Annotated in this window: 27 protein-coding genes and 1 pseudogene; 16 read left to right on the forward strand and 12 right to left on the reverse strand. The window is 62.2% G+C overall.

Annotated elements, in window-relative coordinates:
• The first annotated feature begins 64 nt into the window (after nucleotides 1-64).
• The gene (locus OC446_RS07270) at nucleotides 65-331 is read left to right on the forward strand and encodes a GlsB/YeaQ/YmgE family stress response membrane protein (protein ID WP_181053973.1); all 267 of its coding nucleotides are present in this window, start codon (nucleotides 65-67) and stop codon (nucleotides 329-331) included.
• Nucleotides 332-419: 88 nt separating this feature from the next.
• Here the strand turns inward: OC446_RS07270 and OC446_RS07275 are convergent, their stop codons facing one another.
• Nucleotides 420-647 carry a YgaP-like transmembrane domain gene (locus OC446_RS07275; protein ID WP_262028423.1) on the reverse strand — a complete coding sequence of 76 codons (228 nt, stop codon included), beginning with the start codon at nucleotides 645-647 and terminating at the stop codon, nucleotides 420-422.
• A 156-nt stretch (nucleotides 648-803) separates the two neighbouring features.
• Here OC446_RS07275 and OC446_RS07280 point away from each other — a divergent pair, with 156 nt between their 5' ends.
• Nucleotides 804-1298, forward strand: coding sequence for a ferritin-like domain-containing protein (locus tag OC446_RS07280; protein ID WP_262028382.1), 495 nt, complete (start codon nucleotides 804-806; stop codon nucleotides 1296-1298).
• 79 nt (nucleotides 1299-1377) lie between these two features.
• Here the strand turns inward: OC446_RS07280 and OC446_RS07285 are convergent, their stop codons facing one another.
• The 3 genes from OC446_RS07285 to OC446_RS07295 form a co-directional block, all read right to left on the reverse strand.
• The gene (locus tag OC446_RS07285; protein WP_262028383.1) at nucleotides 1378-1572 is read right to left on the reverse strand and encodes a hypothetical protein; all 195 of its coding nucleotides are present in this window, start codon (nucleotides 1570-1572) and stop codon (nucleotides 1378-1380) included.
• Between the two features lie 40 nt (nucleotides 1573-1612).
• On the reverse strand, nucleotides 1613-2254 hold the full coding sequence (locus OC446_RS07290) for an acyl-homoserine-lactone synthase (protein WP_262028384.1): 642 nt from the start codon (nucleotides 2252-2254) through the stop codon (nucleotides 1613-1615).
• 88 nt (nucleotides 2255-2342) lie between these two features.
• Entirely contained in the window at nucleotides 2343-3080 is a 738-nt protein-coding gene (locus OC446_RS07295; protein ID WP_262028385.1) for a LuxR family transcriptional regulator, read from the reverse strand.
• A 121-nt stretch (nucleotides 3081-3201) separates the two neighbouring features.
• On the opposite strand from OC446_RS07295, the gene OC446_RS07300 reads away from it, so the two are divergent.
• The 5 genes from OC446_RS07300 to OC446_RS07320 all read left to right on the forward strand — a co-directional run bounded on the left by OC446_RS07300 (nucleotide 3202) and on the right by OC446_RS07320 (nucleotide 5784).
• Entirely contained in the window at nucleotides 3202-3603 is a 402-nt protein-coding gene (locus OC446_RS07300; RefSeq protein WP_410055026.1) for a helix-turn-helix domain-containing protein, read from the forward strand.
• Between the two features lie 122 nt (nucleotides 3604-3725).
• Nucleotides 3726-4247: a hypothetical protein gene (locus OC446_RS07305; protein WP_262028387.1), complete on the forward strand. Its 522-nt coding sequence runs from the start codon at nucleotides 3726-3728 to the stop codon at nucleotides 4245-4247.
• 11 nt (nucleotides 4248-4258) lie between these two features.
• The gene (locus OC446_RS07310) at nucleotides 4259-4651 is read left to right on the forward strand and encodes a phage holin family protein (protein ID WP_114944707.1); all 393 of its coding nucleotides are present in this window, start codon (nucleotides 4259-4261) and stop codon (nucleotides 4649-4651) included.
• Nucleotides 4648-5067, forward strand: a complete 420-nt coding sequence (locus tag OC446_RS07315; RefSeq protein ID WP_262028388.1) for a DUF3618 domain-containing protein — start codon at nucleotides 4648-4650, stop codon at nucleotides 5065-5067. The genes OC446_RS07310 and OC446_RS07315 overlap by 4 nt, the downstream gene beginning before the upstream one ends.
• A gap of 21 nt (nucleotides 5068-5088) precedes the next feature.
• The gene (locus tag OC446_RS07320) at nucleotides 5089-5784 is read left to right on the forward strand and encodes a hypothetical protein (RefSeq protein ID WP_262028389.1); all 696 of its coding nucleotides are present in this window, start codon (nucleotides 5089-5091) and stop codon (nucleotides 5782-5784) included.
• A 207-nt stretch (nucleotides 5785-5991) separates the two neighbouring features.
• Here OC446_RS07320 and OC446_RS07325 read toward each other — a convergent pair whose 3' ends face one another.
• Nucleotides 5992-6303, reverse strand: a complete 312-nt coding sequence (locus OC446_RS07325; RefSeq protein ID WP_262028390.1) for a hypothetical protein — start codon at nucleotides 6301-6303, stop codon at nucleotides 5992-5994.
• Between the two features lie 115 nt (nucleotides 6304-6418).
• Here OC446_RS07325 and OC446_RS07330 point away from each other — a divergent pair, with 115 nt between their 5' ends.
• The 4 genes from OC446_RS07330 to OC446_RS07345 all read left to right on the forward strand — a co-directional run bounded on the left by OC446_RS07330 (nucleotide 6419) and on the right by OC446_RS07345 (nucleotide 8886).
• Nucleotides 6419-6772 (forward strand): response regulator, encoded by a 354-nt coding sequence (locus tag OC446_RS07330; RefSeq protein ID WP_262028391.1) that lies wholly within the window; start codon nucleotides 6419-6421, stop codon nucleotides 6770-6772.
• Nucleotides 6773-6800: 28 nt separating this feature from the next.
• Complete coding sequence (locus OC446_RS07335) at nucleotides 6801-7859, forward strand: UV damage endonuclease UvsE (protein WP_262028392.1); 1059 nt, start codon at nucleotides 6801-6803, stop codon at nucleotides 7857-7859.
• A gap of 81 nt (nucleotides 7860-7940) precedes the next feature.
• Nucleotides 7941-8393 (forward strand): response regulator, encoded by a 453-nt coding sequence (locus OC446_RS07340; RefSeq protein WP_262028393.1) that lies wholly within the window; start codon nucleotides 7941-7943, stop codon nucleotides 8391-8393.
• A 184-nt stretch (nucleotides 8394-8577) separates the two neighbouring features.
• Complete coding sequence (locus OC446_RS07345; protein ID WP_262028394.1) at nucleotides 8578-8886, forward strand: SWIB/MDM2 domain-containing protein; 309 nt, start codon at nucleotides 8578-8580, stop codon at nucleotides 8884-8886.
• Between the two features lie 21 nt (nucleotides 8887-8907).
• On the opposite strand, the gene OC446_RS07350 is transcribed toward OC446_RS07345, so the two are convergent.
• Complete coding sequence (locus OC446_RS07350) at nucleotides 8908-9525, reverse strand: hypothetical protein (RefSeq protein ID WP_262028395.1); 618 nt, start codon at nucleotides 9523-9525, stop codon at nucleotides 8908-8910.
• Between the two features lie 108 nt (nucleotides 9526-9633).
• Here OC446_RS07350 and OC446_RS07355 point away from each other — a divergent pair, with 108 nt between their 5' ends.
• Both OC446_RS07355 and OC446_RS07360 read left to right on the forward strand, forming a co-directional pair.
• Nucleotides 9634-10497, forward strand: a complete 864-nt coding sequence (locus tag OC446_RS07355; RefSeq protein ID WP_262028396.1) for a D-amino-acid transaminase — start codon at nucleotides 9634-9636, stop codon at nucleotides 10495-10497.
• Nucleotides 10498-10550: 53 nt separating this feature from the next.
• On the forward strand, nucleotides 10551-10907 hold the full coding sequence (locus OC446_RS07360; RefSeq protein ID WP_262028397.1) for a hypothetical protein: 357 nt from the start codon (nucleotides 10551-10553) through the stop codon (nucleotides 10905-10907).
• A gap of 23 nt (nucleotides 10908-10930) precedes the next feature.
• Here OC446_RS07360 and OC446_RS07365 read toward each other — a convergent pair whose 3' ends face one another.
• The 3 genes and pseudogenes from OC446_RS07365 to OC446_RS07375 all read right to left on the reverse strand — a co-directional run bounded on the left by OC446_RS07365 (nucleotide 10931) and on the right by OC446_RS07375 (nucleotide 13235).
• On the reverse strand, nucleotides 10931-11938 hold the full coding sequence (locus tag OC446_RS07365) for a hypothetical protein (RefSeq protein ID WP_262028398.1): 1008 nt from the start codon (nucleotides 11936-11938) through the stop codon (nucleotides 10931-10933).
• Nucleotides 11939-12163: 225 nt separating this feature from the next.
• Nucleotides 12164-12766, reverse strand: a complete 603-nt coding sequence (locus OC446_RS07370) for a DUF1134 domain-containing protein (protein ID WP_262028399.1) — start codon at nucleotides 12764-12766, stop codon at nucleotides 12164-12166.
• Between the two features lie 133 nt (nucleotides 12767-12899).
• Nucleotides 12900-13235: pseudogene (locus OC446_RS07375) on the reverse strand (GIY-YIG nuclease family protein).
• A gap of 121 nt (nucleotides 13236-13356) precedes the next feature.
• Here OC446_RS07375 and OC446_RS07380 point away from each other — a divergent pair.
• Entirely contained in the window at nucleotides 13357-13941 is a 585-nt protein-coding gene (locus tag OC446_RS07380) for a DUF2239 family protein (protein WP_262028400.1), read from the forward strand.
• Between the two features lie 21 nt (nucleotides 13942-13962).
• Here the strand turns inward: OC446_RS07380 and OC446_RS07385 are convergent, their stop codons facing one another.
• The gene (locus tag OC446_RS07385; RefSeq protein ID WP_262028401.1) at nucleotides 13963-14802 is read right to left on the reverse strand and encodes a 3'(2'),5'-bisphosphate nucleotidase CysQ; all 840 of its coding nucleotides are present in this window, start codon (nucleotides 14800-14802) and stop codon (nucleotides 13963-13965) included.
• 172 nt (nucleotides 14803-14974) lie between these two features.
• Between OC446_RS07385 and chpT the strand changes: the two genes are divergently transcribed.
• Complete coding sequence (gene chpT / locus OC446_RS07390; RefSeq protein ID WP_262028402.1) at nucleotides 14975-15616, forward strand: histidine phosphotransferase ChpT; 642 nt, start codon at nucleotides 14975-14977, stop codon at nucleotides 15614-15616.
• A 10-nt stretch (nucleotides 15617-15626) separates the two neighbouring features.
• Here chpT and OC446_RS07395 read toward each other — a convergent pair whose 3' ends face one another.
• The gene (locus tag OC446_RS07395; protein WP_410055027.1) at nucleotides 15627-16076 is read right to left on the reverse strand and encodes an EamA family transporter; all 450 of its coding nucleotides are present in this window, start codon (nucleotides 16074-16076) and stop codon (nucleotides 15627-15629) included.
• Between the two features lie 65 nt (nucleotides 16077-16141).
• Entirely contained in the window at nucleotides 16142-16843 is a 702-nt protein-coding gene (gene ctrA / locus OC446_RS07400; RefSeq protein ID WP_114944720.1) for a response regulator transcription factor CtrA, read from the reverse strand.
• 519 nt (nucleotides 16844-17362) lie between these two features.
• Between ctrA and OC446_RS07405 the strand changes: the two genes are divergently transcribed.
• The gene (locus OC446_RS07405; RefSeq protein WP_262028404.1) at nucleotides 17363-17752 is read left to right on the forward strand and encodes a flagellar export protein FliJ; all 390 of its coding nucleotides are present in this window, start codon (nucleotides 17363-17365) and stop codon (nucleotides 17750-17752) included.
• Nucleotides 17753-17761: the final 9 nt, after the last annotated feature.

Raw genomic sequence — 17761 nt, forward strand, 5'->3', positions numbered from 1 at the left:
CCGCCGCAACCTTAGCCGAGGATGCGCGTTCCTTGAGGAGGCAACGCAGACCAAGGACCACAACATGAGCATTCTCTGGACCATCATCATCGGCTTCGTGGCAGGTGTGATCGCTAAATGGATCATGCCCGGACGGAACGAACCCTCCGGCTTCATCATGACGACCATCCTGGGCATCGTGGGTGCCGTGGTCGCCACCTATCTCGGTCAGGCTCTGGGCTGGTACCGGGCCGACGAAGGGGCAGGTTTCATCGGCGCCATCGTCGGCGCTATCGTCGTGCTCTTCATCTATGGCCTGATCGTCGGACGCCGCTCGACGTCGTCGTACTGATTGATTCCAGGATCGAGCCGAAACACCAAGGGCCACAGCGAGACTGTGGCCCTTCTTGCATTTGCGTCCGCCTGCTCTCCGTTGATGCTTACCCGTGATGGGCGAGCCGGTCCTGGTCGTGCGAGCCCATGAGGGCCGCCTTCACTGGGCAATTGCCTACATAGCCGCGCCAGGCAAGATAGGAGCCACCTGCGAGCGCGAGAATGTTCAAGAGGGGGTTGGGACGCGGTTTGGCCGCCGCCGCCGCCAGGCCGAGCCCGGCCAGCATGTAGGCTCCGCGCTCGACCGTGCTGAGGTTGGGCTCTCCGTCGATCATATTCGTCAAGTCTGCTCTCCTTCATGGACTTTGCATGGACCTTGGCCGAACGCGACGCGAAGCCGTGTTGTTCCTCGTAAACCATGAGCTGCAGAACGGCAGGAACCCCGAAGCTTGACCCTCGTTGAGTCCACGCCCAACGAAGGAGTTGTTACGATGGCAGCCAAGGAAAAGACCCTGAACGACCTGTTCCTTCACACGCTGAAGGACGTCTATTACGCCGAGAAGCAGATCCTGAAGGCCCTGCCGCGGATGGCCAAGAACGCCGACTCCGAGGAGCTGAAGCAGGCCTTCGAGACCCACCGCGAAGAAACGGAAGGCCAGATCGAGCGTCTGGAGAAGGTTTTCGAGATGCTCGGCAAGCCGGCACGCGGTGTGCAGTGCGAAGCCATCAACGGCATCATCGAGGAAGGCAAGGAAGTCATGGAAGACTTCGCCGACAGCGAGGCTCTTGATGCGGGCATCCTCGCCGCCGCGCAGGCCGTCGAGCATTACGAGATCACCCGCTACGGCTCCCTGAAGACCTGGGCCGGGGAACTCGGACTGAACGATGCCGTGAAGCTTCTCGAGCAGACCCTCGAGGAGGAGAAGAAGACCGACAAGCTGCTGACCCAGCTTGCCGAGGCGCGTGTGAATACCAAGGCCGCCTGAACGACGTCCACGAATAAACGGCCTCGCGCTCCCGCAGCGCGGGGCCTTCTTGCTTTCACGGCTGCCCGATCAGTCGGGATCAATGCCGATGTGCCTGATCCGGCGCGACCTTCGTGTCCAGGGTCAGGCGCATGGATCCCGACGGGGTGACCTCAAGAGTGGCCTTCGTGGTGTCGGGGTATTCCACCAGATGCATGAAGGCTAAAAGCCTCAGCCTCGCAATCGGAGGAAAGTGAGCGAGGCATTGCGCCATGTTCTGGAACGCATGTTCCATCAGCTCTTCCTGGCTGGCATGAAACGGGGGAGAGATTTCCTCAGGCAGCGACATGGGGCACCCTTTCCAGGACGGGAGACATCTGGTCATCACGGACGAGCATGGAATCGCGCAGTCCGGCAAGGCGGCGAACTTGATCCAGGCTTTCTCGGGAAATCGTGATCGCCGCCGCAATGCAGGGCTGACCTTCGATCACGGTCGGTAGGCCCAGAGGCTTCACCTTGAAGCCGGTCTGCTGCCAGCGGGGTAACCACCACATCTCGACCACAGCCGTGAGTTCCGTGATGCCTTCCTGAAGGCAGAACTCCTGCACGGCGGCGAGAAGGCGACAATCCGTCCGCCCCATGCGCCTTTCCTTGATTACGAAGTACCGCGTCCATTCGAAGATATGTTCGGCCCGAGGGATGCCCCGTTGTGCCATGTGGCCGAAGACCTCGCTCAGCATGTGGGGCATAACGGTCGGATAAAGCCGCTGACCTCCCACAACGTGATCTTGGTCGAGGGCCAGCAGGTATACCGCGTTGCCGTTGTCGTAAGCATCGATCTCCCGTCCGTCGGGGCGATGCAGGTCGCGCCATCCGCGCTCCTTGACGAAGACCTCATGCCGAAGGCGGAAGTATTCTTCCAACGGGTCTTCGTATAAATGTCGATTGTCCCTGGTGATCACGTGAACTTTCGTCATCAGATGCCGCTCCCCTATGCGTATTAAGCGGGGAAGTCTTCTCGCGTCCGACGGAAGAAAGATATTGTAGGAAATTACAGGTGGGGCGTCATAACTGGATCAACTTGTATTGCAGCGCCCGTGCAACGGCCTGGGTCTTGTTGACTGCCTCGAGCTTCTGGCACGCACTGACGATATGGGCCGTGACCGTGCGCTCCGTAATCCCGAGGATTTCGCCCGTATCCGCCGCCGATTTCCCTGCTGCGGCCCAGATCAGGGCCTCTCGCTCGCGAGGCGTGAGCAAACTGGGAGCAACCGGGGACTGGGTCTCGAGCAGCCTTCGAGCGCGCTCGAAGGCATACATGGCCATCAGGTGGAGCGCGGGCTTCGTCCGAGGGGAGAGGTCCAGGTCCACACCGCTCATAGAGAAACAGGCCTCGTAACCGTTGACCCCATGAATGGGCAGGCAGAAGCCGTCCCGCATCCGGAAATCCGTGGCCCGGTCCATGACCTCGGCGGCTTTCCGCTCCGTCATCCGATCATAGGGAGCCTCCGACCACTCGAAGGGCTGGGTGGTGTTCTTGCATAGGCGGATAATCGGATCGGACCTTACGTAATCATGCTTGGCATAGATGTCGAACCAGCCCATAGGCCACTTTTTGAGAAGGACAACCTGTTCGAACCGTTCCTTCGGGTTCGGCAGTCCCGTCATGATGAAATTCTCGAAGCCGAACAGGGAAAAGGTGCGTGCGACCGCCTCCACCACGTCGTCCGGGCTGATCAGGTCATCGAGGCTGTCGATGAAGGCGAAGGCTTCCGTCGCATGGTCGAAGGCGCGATCGCTCAAGGGCATCTCCGAAAGATCTACAACCTATGTGTTATATTGTTATATTATGCAACTCATAGTTTGCTAATGGCTTTGCGCTACCAAAGGTTATATAATTCACGTAAGTTGCGCAAGAAGCCGGATGCAGGAGTGCCCTTTGCAGAAGAAGTCCCCCAACGAGATTGATCGGCATATCGGAAGCCGGGTCAGGGCCAGGCGGATCATGCTCAGGATGAGCCAGGAGAAGCTCGCGGATGCCCTGGGGCTCACATTTCAGCAGGTCCAGAAATACGAGAAGGGCGCCAACCGCATCGGCGCGAGCCGCCTGCTCCACATCGCGGGCATTCTGGACGTGAGCTTCGAGTTCTTCTTCGAAGGGCTTCCCGGTCTGCGGGCGGGCGGGTTCTCCGACGACAGCTTGATGGCCGAGTTCCTGACGCGTTCGGACAGTGATCGCCTCGTGCGAGGCTTCTTGAAGCTGAAGGATGACGAGGCCCGCCGGAAGGTCGCCGATCTCGTCGACTGGCTCGCATCCGCCGGGTAGGGCACCCAGGCGGCGATAGGCCCGCCAAGCATACTTCACCTCCTAAAGCATTGAGCATCGGAGACCTTCGGAACCCGCCGCGCTTCTAATGGTTACTCACTCACGATTGAAAGAGGTTGACCATGGGCGTGGGACAGCAGAACACAAACAAGCAGCAGGACGACGGCAACGAGGATTGGGATGCGCTCAAGGGCGATGTCGGCGACATCGCAGGCGCTGCCGTGGAGCGCAGCCGCTACTTCATCGATTCCGCGCGGGAACAGGCGACGGACTACGTCGACCGCCGCAAGGACGACATCGCGCAATCGGTCGAAGATTTCGCCAACTCCCTGCGCGAATCCACCCATTCATTCGATGAGCGGCCCAATATCCGTGCCGTCGTTGACACCGCAGCGGAAGGCCTGGAGCAGCTTGCCGGCTCCATCCGCGAGCGCACCTTCGCGGATTTCTTCAACGACTTCGAGGATGTGGTCCGCCGCCGCCCGGCCACCGTCGCGGCCGCGTCCGTGGCCATCGGCTTCCTGGCCGCGCGCTTCATCAAGAGCACGGCGGAGGATCTTCGCTATGACGACGTGCGCGCAAGCCAGGCTCAGCAGGCACGGTCCCGTGCGCGGCAGGCCCAGCGCACGCGCTCCGGCGCCTGACGGAGGCTGCCATGCAGGGCAACGGAAACCAAACGATCCAGGGTCTCGTGGGTGAGGCTCTGCGGGAATCCACCGATCTCGCGCAGAAGGAATTCACCCTCTTCAAGACCGAGGTGTCCCAGAACATCCGCACGCTTTTCATGGGTCTCGCCATGGTTGTCGTAGCGGCGATCTTCGCCATCGCGGCCGTTATGCTGCTGACCGACTCCCTGGTGAAATGGCTGGCGACCGTCGTCCATTCGGAAGCGCTCGCCGCGCTCATCGTCGGCGGCGTGCTAGCCGTGATCGCCATCGGCCTCGGGCTGTGGGGACGTAGCGCCATGTCGTCGTCCACGCTCACGCCGAAGCGGACGATGCATTCGCTCAAGCGCGATGCGGAAGTCCTGTCGGAAAGAGGTGCATGATGACGTCACAGAGTCTGCAGGAGCTGGAGAGCGACATTGAGCGCAGTCGCGCTCAGCTCGACCAGACGATCGATCGTCTCCAGAACAAGATGACAGTGTCCGGTGTGGTCGACGATATGCTCGGCACCGCCCGAAGCGGCCAGTACGGGCCGCTCTACGACAAGGTTCTGGATACAGTCAGGCGTAACCCCGTGCCGGTTATGCTGATCGCCATGGGCATCGGGCTTCTCGCCTACCGTCTCGGACGGTCAGGTGCACCCCGGAGGACACGCCTCATCGCGGCCGACGAGGATCTGATCACGGAGGAACATCTCCTGATGGAAGCGGAGGATCCTCGTCTTTACGGGGCGGAGGCCGCGCCGCTGAGCACGTCCGATCCGATGTTCGAGCGACCGGGCACACCTTCTCGATTTTAATCAATGAAACAGGAGTTTTCCATGGCCAACAACAAGAGCGAACCCGGCAAGCCGAGCGGTGCTCAATCCGGCACGACAGGGAACGTCTCCGCCGGAACGTCGGTGGGCAATATCGGCGAGCCGCCCATGCCGCATGCCCATGAGCAGCGGTCGACGCAGGGCTCCGGCGCGACCGGCAGCCAGCAGGCATCCGGCCAGCAGAAGGGCCAGTCCTCCCAGCAGAACGCGCAGGGCCAGGGAGGATCGATCTCCGACAAGGCTCAGCAGGCTGCCGAACAGGCCCGCCAGAAGGCGGAAGAGGCCTACGAAGGTGCTTCCGACTGGGCGCGCGACACTTATGACCGCGCCTCGCATTGGGCCTCTGACACCTATGAGGGCCAGCGTCGCCGCGTGAATCAAATGGGCGGCCGTTCCGCCCGCGCCTTCGGCAATGCTCGCGGCGGCGTCCAAAGCTACGTGTCCGAGAACCCGATGGTCGTGGGCCTCGTGGGACTGGCCGCGGGCCTTCTCCTCGGCGCCCTGCTGCCGCGCACCCGTCGCGAGAACGAGATGTTCGGCGAATGGGCGGACGAGGTCCGCAACCAGGGCCTGCGCTATGCCCGCGATGCTGCCAATCGCGGCCGCGAATATGTCGAGGATACCTTCAGCGGCGACGAAGCGCGCTTCAGCCGCCATGAGAGCGAGTTCAATGGCCAGCGCGATTCCAACCGCCACTAAGGCTTGAAGCGCAGCATCGATATGAAAAGCGCCGGCGAAAGCTGGCGCTTTTTGTTGAGTACGTGAATGCCGTCAAGCTGCGAAGAGCGCGCTCAAGCATCGGACGCAAAAGTGGCTACCCGCATTGCATGTAAAGATGTTCTTGCCGAAACGCATGGCGCAAAAAACAACGGCCACGGCGAGACGATGCGCGTACATCCGGCGTCATCATCTCGGCATCGTGACCGCTTCTGGCAAGCGTTGATGCCGCCAGGTTGACGATAAGATAGGAATGATGCCTCCGCCTTCAAGGGGCTCGCGGGCCTCATCTCCGCGCAGCATCCATTTTTTAACCGTAATGCCGAAAAAATTCAGTCCGGCGAAACTCGCGCTGGAACGAGCCACCTTCGAACTTGTTGCTCCTGCACAAGAAAAGGATTTCCTATCCTCCAGCGCATCGTGCGGAGAAATGGGCCGGTTTTCGCTGGCGCAGCCCTCCGGGGCCGTAGCTTGCGATGCGCCACTTAAGGGATCGAGCATCGGATGAGGTCTCAAGGTGCAAATGCGCCTTCGGGCATGTCCGCATTCGGGTCCGATGATCGAGACGTTTGGGAGAGTGGCGATCCCGTCGAAGGGTCGGGTGTTGGAGTTGGGTATGCGTATTCTGATCCTGGAAGACGATCCGTGGATTGCCACTGACCTGCAGGCGATCCTCGAGTCGGACGGGCATGAGATCGTCGACTCATTGAGTTCTCTCGACGAAGCCTACCTGCATCTCGACGATGAGTTTGATTGCGCGCTGCTTGACATCGATGTGATCGGCGGCAAGTCATTCGGTGTGGCGGAGGCTCTCGCCGCGCGGCGGATTCCCTTCGTCTTCGTGTCGGCATCGCAGCCCTCCGACCTGCCTCGGACCCTCCGGCAGGCGGCTTTCGTGGCGAAGCCCTTCGAGGAGCAAACGATTCTTCAATCCGTCGATCATCTCTCCCTCGGCCGCTTGCCTTGCTGACCGCATTGCAGGAACCTGTCGCGACCTGATGGCTTCATCTTTCGCAATGCAAAATTCGCGCTTCGGCTTCTGCTGCAAATACATTCCCGAGGACGGCGACGCTCAGACCGCGCGTGCGATGAACACAAGCACGGTCACGATGACCTATCTCGGCCGGCTCGATCCGGCGAGCGCCTACGACAAGATAAGCGCGGTCGTGTCCCACAATCTCGAAGCGTTCCGGCTGCAGATCGCCCATGTGGCGACGCGGCCGAAGATCGAGCGTCTGCATCGCCTGTCGAGCGATCTTCTCCCCGGCTACACCCATGCCAGCTGCCGGGAGATCTACCGCGATCCGGACCTGCGCCGCCTGATCGAAACCCGGCTCGCGGCCATGGGGGAATTCGCGCGCGAGAAGGATGTGCGGCTCAGCATGCATCCGGGGCAGTTCTGCGTGATCGCCTCCGCCAACCCGTCTGCGGCCGCCAATGGATTGGCGGAGTTCGAATACCATGCCGAGGTCATGGCGCTCATGGGCTACGGGGAAGGGTGGCATCCCCACGGTGCGCATATCAACATTCACGGCGGCGCGAAGGCACTCGGCGCAGAGGGAATCCGGGGCGGTCTCGCGCATCTGTCGCGCACGGCCCGCAACCTGATCACCCTCGAGAACGATGAGGTCAGCTTTGGTCTCGACGACCTCCTGCCCCTCGCGGACGATGTGCCGCTCGTCCTCGATCTCCATCATCACTGGATTATGAGCCGGGGCGAGTACATCGAGCCGGACGATACCCGAATCGCGCAGATCATCGCTTCCTGGCGCGGCGTACGTCCGGTGAGCCACGTGAGCGTCTCCCGCGAGGACCTGCTGCCCGATCCGGACATGGATACGCTTCCCGACTTCGAAGCCCTGGTCGCGGCCGGGATCAAGCCGAAGGACCTGCGGGCCCATTCGGACCTCATGTGGAACAGGGCCATCAACGATCTCGTGATGCGCCACCTATCGTGGTCAGATTTCGAAATCGAGGCCAAGCTCAAGAACATCGCCTCGGAGGGCCTGGCCCATCACCTCACGTTGCGGCAGGGCGTAGATCATGACTTTGAATGATATTTCATTTTTTATGAGGAGCTCTGGAACCAAACCGATTTGGTGGCGTTGTTGAGCATTGTGCAGTGAATCAAGAAGTCGATGACCGCCGATCCCTCCACGGTTCTCCTCGTCGAAGACGAACCTCTCATCCGACTGTTCATCTCAGATCTGCTTGAAGATGCCGGCTTCAGGGTGGTGGAGGCTGCCAACGCCACGGAGGCGATGGTGCTTCTGGAGGCCGGGCTGCCGGTCAACGTTCTCCTGACGGATGTGGACATGCCTTTGGGGTGCAGCGGCTTTGAGCTGGCGCACAGGGTCCACCGGGCTTGGCCCGAGACCGAGATCCTCATCATGTCGGGCCGGCAATGGCCCTCGGAAGGGGACCTGCCGCCCGGTGCGGCCTTCCTTGCCAAGCCATGCCCCAACGAGGCGATCGTGTCCCATGTGGCCTCCGCTGCAGAGCGGACCCGCCGCTTCGGCCATGTTGCCAAAAGTCCACGACCTGCGGTCGATCATGCAGGGAAGATCCTTCCCTTTCCGAAAACCGCCTAAATTCCTGAACTGCGGCTTGCTGCTTGCGCTGACCGGACATAAGCTCTGCCGGAATTGACCTTCTGTCAGGGGGCCGGGCTCCGGCAATGGAGCCGAGAGGTCCGACCGAAGGCTGGTCAATGAGCTTTTCGGGCCTGGTTCAGGGCTGTCGACGAGCTTTCCCATCCCATTCCCGGAGGAATAAATGCCGACCAAGACTACAGACGGAAAAGCCGGTGCGAAGAAGGCTGCCCCGAAGGCCGAAGGCTCGAAGCCCAACGCTCTTCAGAAGCCCCTGCAGCCGTCCAAGGAACTGGCTGCCATCGTAGGCTCTGATCCGCTGCCGCGCGGTGAGGTCGTGAGCAAAATCTGGGATTACATCAAGAAGAACAACCTTCAGAATCCCGAGAACAAGCGTGAGATCCTGGCTGACGACAAGCTGCAGCCGATCTTCGGCAAGCCGAAGGTGACGATGTTCGAGATGAACAAGCACCTCGCCCAGCACCTGAAATAAGCTTACGGATTGTAAGCTCGCCTATGAATCCTGCCGCCACTGCGTGAGCGGCAGGATATCCGGCCGCTGGCCGGGAGCCTTCTTCCAGGGATCCACGGCCCAAGCCGTACCCGTCCGCCGCTCAGTGATCACGGCGGTGAAATGCGGGTAGCGCCCGTCGAGGAAGAAGCCGCGCGATTCCGGGTATTGCACCGCATGATGGGCCAGCAGCCCCTGTTCCTGCAGCACCAGGAGCACGCTCGTGGTGTTCGCGGTCTCGTCCAGACAATCCATCTGTCCGTAGACCCCCGACATCTGAGGCGGCGAACCTGGGGCGTCGGGCTTTCCCCCGAGTGACGTGGCCAGATAGGCCGTATAGGACCGGATCACCTCGGCGAGAGCCCGGCGTTCCGCGTCGGGCGAGCCCTGGCCGGCCCTGAGAATCTCCCGGGCCCTGCTCAGCCATGCCCCATCGACCGAAATCGCCATCCGCCTCACGCAACCATAGCCGTGGCAGGCGATGATCCGGCTTCCCGACGGCCCCACATAGCCCTGCTGCTTGAACCAGCTCTGGGCGGGCAGGGATGCGGCGGCGGCTGGCGCCGCCATGAACACCAGGAAGGGCAGGGCCTTCAAAATGAGAAGTGGCGTCGCTCTCATGATGAGTTTACCTATCGGCGAGGTTGCAGCGATCCTTGGCCATATAGATCGGGCCGTTCATCTGCCCATAGGTTAAGCTTGCGCGCCCGTTACGACTTTGGAGTTCTCATGTCCCGCATCGTCTTCCTGAACGGATCCTTCCTGCCGATCGAAGAGGCCAAGGTGCCCTTCATGGACCGTGGCTTCATGTTCGGGGACGGCGTCTATGAGGGCATCGGCATGCTCGACGGGCGCCTGATCGACAACGAGGCCCATCTGGAACGCCTGGAGCGTTCGCTCGCCGAGATCCGCATTCCCAATCCTTATAGCCGGGCCGAGTGGACCCGCCTTCAGGAAGAACTCGCGCACCGCAACGGCATGACCGAGGGCTTCATCTATTTCCAGGTCACCCGTGGAGTGGCCGAGCGGGACTTCTTCTTCCCCGAGGATCCCAAGCCGACGGTCGCGATGTTCACCCAAGCCAAGGCTATCGCCGATGCTCCGGCGGCCAGAACCGGCATCGCCGTCGTGACCGTGCCGGACCTGCGCTGGCAGCGGCGGGACATCAAGTCGATCAACCTGCTCGCCCAGGTGCTCGCCAAGCAGGCGGCCAAGGAGGCGGGCGCCCAGGAGGCTTGGCTGGTCGAGGACGGTTTTGTAACGGAGGGCGGCTCGTCGAGCGCCTTCATCGTGACAAGGCAGGGCAGCATCGTGGTGCGTCCGCTCTCCAACGCCATCCTGCCCGGCATCACCCGCAAGTCCCTGCTCAGGCTTTCGCAGGAAGACGGAATCGTCCTGGAGGAGCGCCGTTTCACGGTCGAGGAGGCCTACGATGCGGCGGAGGCCTTCCTGACCAGCGCCTCGAACTTCGTTCTTCCCATCGTGTCCATCGACGGACGCCCAGTCGGCGACGGCAAGCCCGGCCCGGTCACGAAGCGGCTGCGCGCGCTTTACCTTCAGATGGCAGCCGCGCCGGCCCTGGCAGCCGAATAGCGTTGCCGGAACCCGCTCTCGGGTCGCCCGTTGCCTTTTCAAAGGAGCGACCCATGAAGCGTGTGCTGGTCCTATCCACGATCCTGGCCGCCGGCCTCGGCACGGCGGCCCTGGCTCAAAATCCCGAGGTTCTGAAGCAGCAGGCCCCGAACATGCCTGCGCCGAGCCAGATGCCGGCCGAGAAGGTCGAGCCCGACAGCAACCTCTCCGGCCCGAACAACGGCCCGGCCGAGACCGGTTCGACCAAGACCCTGAGCGACAAGCTGGAGCAGAGCGACGGGGTGATCCGCCCGCCGGCGAACATCTCTCCCGACAACACCGTGCGTCCGCCGGTGCCGAATCCCGGCACGATGCCGGTGATCCCTCCGCCGGGTAGCCCCGGCGGCAATCCTCTGGTTGAACCCAAATAATCCATGAACCTGACGGGGAGGATCTACTTCCCCGCCGAACGGCGGCGCTTGCCCTCGCGAGAGCGATGGTTCTCTCGCGCCTTCTCGTTGCTTGAGTTGCTGTTGTCGCTCTTCATGATCTGGGCGGCGACTTCCGTGATCTGGCGACGCAATTCGTCGGTCTGAGGCCCGGAGCTTTCCAGTCCCGCGAGACGGGTCTGGGCCTCGTCCCGCTCGCTCTCTATCTCACGGATACGCTGCTCCAGGATCAGGCCGCGCTCCTGCTCGGCGGCCAGACTCTTGGCCAACTCGGCAAGGCGCAGGCGCTCGTCGGAGAGCTCGCTGTGGCGCTCGCCCAGCGCCCGCTCGAAGTCGTTGCCCCGCGCCGTCTGGGTCATCAGGCGGGTTTCCAGGTCCGAGATGGTGATGCGCTTGGTGTCGAGCTCGCTCAAGGAGGTCGTGAGGCGTCGTTGGGCGTCGGTGAAGTCCGTCTCCAGCTGTGCGAGCTTATCTTCCCGGTGGAGGAGCTCGTTCTTGAGCTTCGCGCCCTCGCTCCGGGCGATGTCGAGTTCCATGCGGGTGTTGGACAATTCGTCCAGGGTCGACCGATGGGCGTTCTCGAGAGCTGTGAGCGTCTCTCGGGTGCCCGAGAGATGGGCCTGCGTCTGCGCCTGGTCGGCTTCGGTAGAGGCGAGCCGCGTCAGGGTTTCCGCGAGACGTGTCTCCAGTTCGGAGACCGTGCGGTCGCGTTCCGCCAGGGTGGCCTCCAGGGCCTCGATCCGGATGGCCCGCCTGCCGAGCTCTTCCATGCTCTCGTGCTTGACCGCCAAGGCCTCCTCGGCCTTGCGCTCAATCCGCCGCTGGAGAACCGCGAATTCGGCACGCAGATGGTCCTTCTCGGCTGTCAGTTCCGAGATCGACATGGGAAACAGCGCCTCCGCCCTGCGGCGGGCCAGACGCTCCGCGCGGGCATTCACGGCTGGGATGATGAGAAGTGCGATGAGGGATGCTGCGACGAACCCCAGCGCAAAGATCATGATGCTTTCGATCACGCGGACGCCCACTCCAAAATGCTTGACCGTTAACGCTCAAGCACCCTGTCTTGTGCCTGCGCAGCTCTCTGGAACTGTCATGCTCCAGACCGCCCGTTGTAGCGCATTCGGGGACGGTTTCCACTGGCGGTGCGGCGTTTCACCTGATCGGGATGGCCGGCACAAGGCCGGCCATGATATCGGAGCGGCTGTCGAAGGCCGTAAGACCGGTGTTCCTCGAACAGGCTAGAACGGATTCCAGGTCGGTTCCGGGGTGAACTTCAGGTAGCCGACATTGACGCCCAGGCGGGCGCCGACGCCGGCCCGAATCGGGACCACGATCATCTCGTCCGCCGCGACGGCCGTAACGCCGAAGCCACCGATGAAATAGGCCGAGCCGTCGAGGCCCACGAAGCGCTTATAGAGCGCATCCGTGAATGGCATATTGTAGACCAGCATCATGGTGCGGGCGCCATCGCCGCCCACGTCGAAACCGAGAGAGGGGCCCTGCCAGAACACCTTGCGGTCGCCAGCATTGCGAGTGAAAAGCTTGCCCTCGCCATAGCGCAACCCACCGAAGAACGCTCCAGAGGCCTCCTGGCCGAGGATGTAGCCGTTGGGTTCGCCCCAGCGTCGGATCGCTTCCTGCAGGGCGAGCGCAAGGCCGCGCGAGGCGGAGCCGAAGAACTGATGGCCCGACTCGACCAACTCGTTGGAATTGAACGAGTTGGGACCTCCGGGATTGCTCGCATAGGCGCGTTGGAGGGTTTGGGCGGACGCCTGCAGGGGCAGGGCGCCGATGAGGGCGGCGAAAGCCGCTGCCGCAACAATCGTGGATCGGGAGCGCATGGGCCATCTCCTCGCATGAAGCGTTCGACAATCCGGCAACAGAGCCGGGCAATCTTCGTGGAGACCTAGTTTTAAGGCCATCAACCCTAACAAAACCTGTACGCCTGCCGTCAGGTGACGGTCCGAGGCCGGATCATAGGGCATCGGCGCCCAGTTTTTCGACCCAATGCGCCAGACGTTCCTTAAGGAGGCGGTCCCGAAGTTAGGCGCTGCTCTCATCGTCGAGGCGTTCGACCTCTTCCAGGATGAAGGCGTCCGGGCCGTGCACACGCCATTCGGCCTGAAGCGAGCGGCAGGTATGGCTGCCCTGGCGAAGCGTAAACCAGATCCGGTTCTGAATCTTGGACAGGTTTGGCGACCGGCCCACCCAGCGCATGCCGGTCGGTCGGCATCGGACGACATAGATGCCCGCCGCCACCTTCACTTCCTTATAGGCTGCAATCGCTGCCTTCCTTTCGTTCCCCTGCATCGGAGCCTCCATTAAGCCTGCCGGCGACCGGCATGTAGCGATGGATGAATATTGCATGGGTAATAAAAATTTGACAGGATAAATTTTACCCAGGTAAAATTTTACTGAAATGGAGACGCACATGTCGGAATTCCTGTCCAAGCCCTGTACCCTCTTTGCCGGAACGCGGATGATGGCCGCAGGGTCGCTCGTCGACGTCGCGCTAGCCGCAAAGGCTCTAGAGGGAGTGCAAGTGGACCCGGCGATCATCTTCGAGGACGCGACCGGCCGTGTCGTCGATGTGGACCTGCGCGGCAGCTCCGCCGAGATCGTGTCCCGCCTCGTTGCGAGGGACCAGGAGGCGGCCGCATCTTCGAAGGCTTCCGCTCCCGCGCAAGGGCGCGGCCGTCCCAGGCTGGGCGTCGTCTCGCGCGAGGTCACCCTGCTGCCGCGCCATTGGGAATGGCTGTCGGCACAGCCCGGAGGGGCATCCCAGGCCCTGCGGCGTCTCGTGGACGAGGCGCGCCAGGCCGATGGGGGCGAGGGTCGGCAAAGGGCCGCCCAGGAGGCGAGCTACCACTTCATGTCCGCGGTCGCGGGTGACTTTCCGGGCTACGAGGAGACTTTGCGCGCGCTTTTTGCCGGGGATGAAAAACAGTTCACCGATCTGACGGCTCCATGGCCCGCAGACGTGCGCGCCTACGCTCGCAGGCTCGCCTTCGGGTAATGGCTTTGCAAGGTGCGTAGCCTAGCCGTTGTTTTTCTCCGACGCCACGGACGGCAGGTCGAGACGGGAGGCCAGGGCATTGTCGCCGAGGGCGGCGAAAGGTCCGTTCCGATAGCCTTTGTCCTCATGGCCATAGGTCAGGGGAACGCCGCCGGGTCCGACGACGCTGCCGCCGGCGCAGGTCAGGATGTGGTCGCCCGCCGCCGTGTCCCATTCCATGGTCGGGCCGCAGCGCACATAGACGTCTGCCTCGCCGGACGCGATGAGGCAGAATTTCAGGGCGGACGAGGTCATGCGCCGCGTACCAATCGACAGAGCCGAGAGGCAGACCTCCGTGGCATTGTCGCCATGGCGGCGGCTGACCAGGGCGACGAGGTCCTTCTCGGGGGCCGGGCGGACCTTCGCCTCGTGCCAGTCGAACTCCGACGTCCCATTGGGCAGGACGCTCGTCCGGGCTGTCGTTCCGGCGATCCAGATCGCTCCCATGGCCGGAGCGGCCACGACGGCCGCCACGGGCCTCTCGCCCCGGATCAGGGCGATGTTGACGCTGTATTCACCGGTGCCGCGGATGAAGTCGCCCGTGCCGTCGAGGGGATCGACCAGGAAGAAGGAAGCGTCGGTATGTTCGGCGCTGCAGGTCTCCTCCGCCACGACCGGAACCCCAGGCCAGGCTTCTTCAAGCCGCTTGAGGATCAGCTGCTCGGCGGCCAAGTCCGCCGCCGTCGTGGGGGTTCCGTCATCCTTGATGCGCTGGTCGAGGAAGGCCGTCTCCATGCCGCGCAGGACGCGGCCCGCCTCGACGGCGATGTGAGCGAGCTTCAGGGCGATTTCGTCCGGGTTCTGACCATCGAAGCGCATCATGGCTTTGTGCCCGTTCCCTCAAGTTCTGTCGATCTCTTTTTGCCCGCTTCCCAAAGAACTCATAGCCGGGTATCCGGGTTCACGTTCTCTTTCCTGTTTGGCTGTATGGATACGCGTCGAAATCTCGATTTCATGAACATATAGCTGACATTACGGTGCCTCCGGAGCCCTCATGGCCACGATCTCGCTCGATTCGCTCGACCTCGCCGCTCTCCTCTGCTCGCGCGTCTGTCATGACGTGATTTCGCCGGTGGGCGCGATCGTCAACGGTCTCGAGGTCCTCGAGGATGACAGCGATGCCTCCATGCGCGATTTCGCGCTCGACCTGATCCAGAAGAGCGCCAAGCAAGCCTCCGCGCGTCTCCAGTTCGCGCGCCTCGCCTTCGGGGCCGCCGGATCGGCTGGTGCCTCCATCGATCTCGGTGACGCCGAGCAGGTCGCTCGCGGGCTCTTCCTGGACGACAAGATCAGCTTCTCCTGGTCGTCGCCTCGGCTCCTGTTCCCGAAGAATCGGGTGAAGCTCCTGCTTAATCTGGTCATGATCGCCACTACGGCGATCCCGCGGGGTGGCTCGATCGCCGTGACCGTGACGGGCGACGCGGAAAACTGCGCCTTCACGCTGGTGTCGAAGGGCCTCAATGCCCGCATTCCCGCCCATTCCGAAGCGCTGCTCGCCGGGGATTCAGAATCCGGAACGGTCGATGCCCACGGTATCCAGGTCTATTACGCCGGCATGGTCGCCCGCGCCTCGAACATGAGCATCGCGTTCGGCATCGAGGGCGACGAGGTGACGATCAAGGCCGCGACGGTTTGATCGCCGGTCCTCACGCCTTGTAGGCGACGAGGACCGCGCCCGACGCGATAAGCGCGATGCCGATCCAGTTCGGCATCGCCAGCTTCTCTCCAAGAAAGAGCACGCCGAAAAGGGCGACGAGCACGACGCTGAGCTTGTCGATCGGAGCGACGCGCGCCGCATCGCCGAGCTTCAAGGCCCGGAAGTAGCAGAGCCAGGATGCGCCCGTCGCGAGACCCGACAGGACGAGGAAGAGATAGGTCCTGCCGGAGACGGATGTCGGAGCCTGCCATTGGCCGGTCGCAACCAGGATTGAACCGAGCACGACCAGGATCACGATGGTCCGAACGAAGGTCGCGAAATCCGAATTGATGTTCTCGATGCCGACCTTGGCGAAGATGGCCGTCAGGGCCGCAAAGGCGGCGGAGAGCAGGGCCCAGAACTGCCACGACAAAAGAACGGATTTCACGTGAACCTCCATGCCGTTCAAAACAAAAAAGCCCGGACTGCAGCCGGGCTTTTTTGTTTTCCTGCCGATCGCAACGATCAGATTGCGATGCGCTCTTCCGCCTCGTTCGGCTCGCGCAGCACATAGCCGCGGCCCCAGACCGTTTCGATGTAGTTACGGCCCTGCGAGGCATTGGCAAGCTTCTTGCGCAGCTTGCAGATGAAGACGTCGATGATCTTCAGCTCCGGCTCGTCCATGCCGCCGTAGAGGTGGTTGAGGAACATCTCCTTCGTCAGGGTCGTGCCCTTGCGAAGAGAGAGGAGCTCCAGCATCTGGTATTCCTTGCCGGTCAGGTGCACGCGGGCGCCGCCGACTTCGACCGTCTTGGTGTCGAGGTTCACGATCAGGTCGCCGGTGGTGATCACCGACTGGGCGTGGCCCTTCGACCGGCGGACGATGGCATGGATGCGGGCCACCATCTCGTCCTTGTGGAACGGCTTGGTGAGATAATCGTCGGCGCCGAAGCCGAGGCCCTTCACCTTGTCCTCGATACCGGCCATGCCGGAGAGGATCAGGATCGGCGTCTTCACCTTCGCGACGCGGAGCGTCCGCAGGACCTCGTAGCCCGACATGTCGGGGAGGTTCAGGTCGAGAAGGATAATGTCGTAGTCGTAGAGCTTGCCGAGGTCGATGCCCTCTTCGCCGAGATCCGTCGTATAAATGTTGAAGTTCTCGGACTTCAGCATCAGTTCGATGCTTTGCGCAGTCGCGCTGTCGTCTTCAATCAGAAGTACGCGCATGTTCAATCCCCAGCCCTTGCCCTTGAGCCTTCGAGCAGCAGACAGCCACCCATCCGCCACCGGGCCTGCGGCGGATGCTCTTCTGAACTGATTCGAAACGCTAATGCAGAATGGTTAACAAACACTGATTCTGGGATGCAAGCGCTTAACGACCTTGAGAGGCAGATCATCTGCCGAAGGCGATTATCCTGTGGATTCTGGGTAACCATGGGGAACCGCCTCACATCATCCCAAATTCTTGTAACCTAAGCGTTTCAGGTGAACCCGGAGGCGGACCCGAAGCGGCCGCACCCGTGATCGAGCCAGTCTTAACGAAATCGGTAAACGAAAGGTTTACGAGGCCCGGCGGCTGTCGGCCCGGCGTACGGCACCCCTGAGGTGAGCACAGGGGATAGGAAATTTTTTGTCGCAGCCGGTAAGGAAAGCTCAACTTCCATGGGCGAAGGTGATGCATGTCTGGCGGATAACTGAGCGATCCGTGAGATGCCGTGAAACAGCGACGTGTGGAGTTCAATCAAGATGAAGTCGCGGGATACGCTCATCCGCCTCAAGCGTTTTCAGGTCGACGAGAAGCGTCGCCGGGTTGCGCAGATCGAGATGATGATTTCTGAGTTCGACCGCATGGCGGCTGACCTGGACCGGGAAATCGCCGCGGAGGAGCAGAAGGCCGGCATTGCCGACCCCAACCACTTTGCCTATCCGACCTACGCGCGCGCTGCGGCCCAGAGGCGGGACAACCTCCGCCATTCGGCCCAGAACCTGCACATCCAGCTCGACGATGCGAAGGCCGAGCTCGGCGAAGCCTTCGAGGAACTCAAGAAGGCGGAGAGCCTGGAAGACCGCGAGCGGAGTCTCGATGCCGCCATCGCCCAGGCCGGGCATGGCCGCGCGGTTCGCGCCTCCGCCTGATCATCTGCT

Source organism: Microvirga sp. Mcv34 (assembly GCF_024519725.1).
Classification (GTDB): Bacteria; Pseudomonadota; Alphaproteobacteria; order Rhizobiales; family Beijerinckiaceae; genus Microvirga.

What these genes read in the sequence shown, in the direction of transcription:
- chpT (WP_262028402.1), top strand. Translation starts at nt 14,975, where the DNA reads ATGGCCACGATCTCGCTCGATTCGCTCGACCTCGCCGCTCTCCTCTGC.
- OC446_RS07395 (WP_410055027.1), bottom strand. Translation starts at nt 16,076, where the DNA reads ATGGAGGTTCACGTGAAATCCGTTCTTTTGTCGTGGCAGTTCTGGGCC.
- OC446_RS07405 (WP_262028404.1), top strand. Translation starts at nt 17,363, where the DNA reads ATGAAGTCGCGGGATACGCTCATCCGCCTCAAGCGTTTTCAGGTCGAC.
- OC446_RS07380 (WP_262028400.1), top strand. Translation starts at nt 13,357, where the DNA reads ATGTCGGAATTCCTGTCCAAGCCCTGTACCCTCTTTGCCGGAACGCGG.
- OC446_RS07305 (WP_262028387.1), top strand. Translation starts at nt 3,726, where the DNA reads ATGGGCGTGGGACAGCAGAACACAAACAAGCAGCAGGACGACGGCAAC.
- OC446_RS07345 (WP_262028394.1), top strand. Translation starts at nt 8,578, where the DNA reads ATGCCGACCAAGACTACAGACGGAAAAGCCGGTGCGAAGAAGGCTGCC.
- OC446_RS07315 (WP_262028388.1), top strand. Translation starts at nt 4,648, where the DNA reads ATGATGACGTCACAGAGTCTGCAGGAGCTGGAGAGCGACATTGAGCGC.
- OC446_RS07270 (WP_181053973.1), top strand. Translation starts at nt 65, where the DNA reads ATGAGCATTCTCTGGACCATCATCATCGGCTTCGTGGCAGGTGTGATC.
- OC446_RS07275 (WP_262028423.1), bottom strand. Translation starts at nt 647, where the DNA reads ATGATCGACGGAGAGCCCAACCTCAGCACGGTCGAGCGCGGAGCCTAC.
- OC446_RS07370 (WP_262028399.1), bottom strand. Translation starts at nt 12,766, where the DNA reads ATGCGCTCCCGATCCACGATTGTTGCGGCAGCGGCTTTCGCCGCCCTC.
- OC446_RS07360 (WP_262028397.1), top strand. Translation starts at nt 10,551, where the DNA reads ATGAAGCGTGTGCTGGTCCTATCCACGATCCTGGCCGCCGGCCTCGGC.
- OC446_RS07335 (WP_262028392.1), top strand. Translation starts at nt 6,801, where the DNA reads ATGGCTTCATCTTTCGCAATGCAAAATTCGCGCTTCGGCTTCTGCTGC.
- OC446_RS07325 (WP_262028390.1), bottom strand. Translation starts at nt 6,303, where the DNA reads ATGCTCGATCCCTTAAGTGGCGCATCGCAAGCTACGGCCCCGGAGGGC.
- OC446_RS07310 (WP_114944707.1), top strand. Translation starts at nt 4,259, where the DNA reads ATGCAGGGCAACGGAAACCAAACGATCCAGGGTCTCGTGGGTGAGGCT.
- OC446_RS07350 (WP_262028395.1), bottom strand. Translation starts at nt 9,525, where the DNA reads ATGAGAGCGACGCCACTTCTCATTTTGAAGGCCCTGCCCTTCCTGGTG.
- ctrA (WP_114944720.1), bottom strand. Translation starts at nt 16,843, where the DNA reads ATGCGCGTACTTCTGATTGAAGACGACAGCGCGACTGCGCAAAGCATC.
- OC446_RS07300 (WP_410055026.1), top strand. Translation starts at nt 3,202, where the DNA reads ATGCAGGAGTGCCCTTTGCAGAAGAAGTCCCCCAACGAGATTGATCGG.
- OC446_RS07280 (WP_262028382.1), top strand. Translation starts at nt 804, where the DNA reads ATGGCAGCCAAGGAAAAGACCCTGAACGACCTGTTCCTTCACACGCTG.
- OC446_RS07385 (WP_262028401.1), bottom strand. Translation starts at nt 14,802, where the DNA reads ATGATGCGCTTCGATGGTCAGAACCCGGACGAAATCGCCCTGAAGCTC.
- OC446_RS07320 (WP_262028389.1), top strand. Translation starts at nt 5,089, where the DNA reads ATGGCCAACAACAAGAGCGAACCCGGCAAGCCGAGCGGTGCTCAATCC.
- OC446_RS07285 (WP_262028383.1), bottom strand. Translation starts at nt 1,572, where the DNA reads ATGGAACATGCGTTCCAGAACATGGCGCAATGCCTCGCTCACTTTCCT.
- OC446_RS07355 (WP_262028396.1), top strand. Translation starts at nt 9,634, where the DNA reads ATGTCCCGCATCGTCTTCCTGAACGGATCCTTCCTGCCGATCGAAGAG.
- OC446_RS07330 (WP_262028391.1), top strand. Translation starts at nt 6,419, where the DNA reads ATGCGTATTCTGATCCTGGAAGACGATCCGTGGATTGCCACTGACCTG.
- OC446_RS07340 (WP_262028393.1), top strand. Translation starts at nt 7,941, where the DNA reads ATGACCGCCGATCCCTCCACGGTTCTCCTCGTCGAAGACGAACCTCTC.
- OC446_RS07290 (WP_262028384.1), bottom strand. Translation starts at nt 2,254, where the DNA reads ATGACGAAAGTTCACGTGATCACCAGGGACAATCGACATTTATACGAA.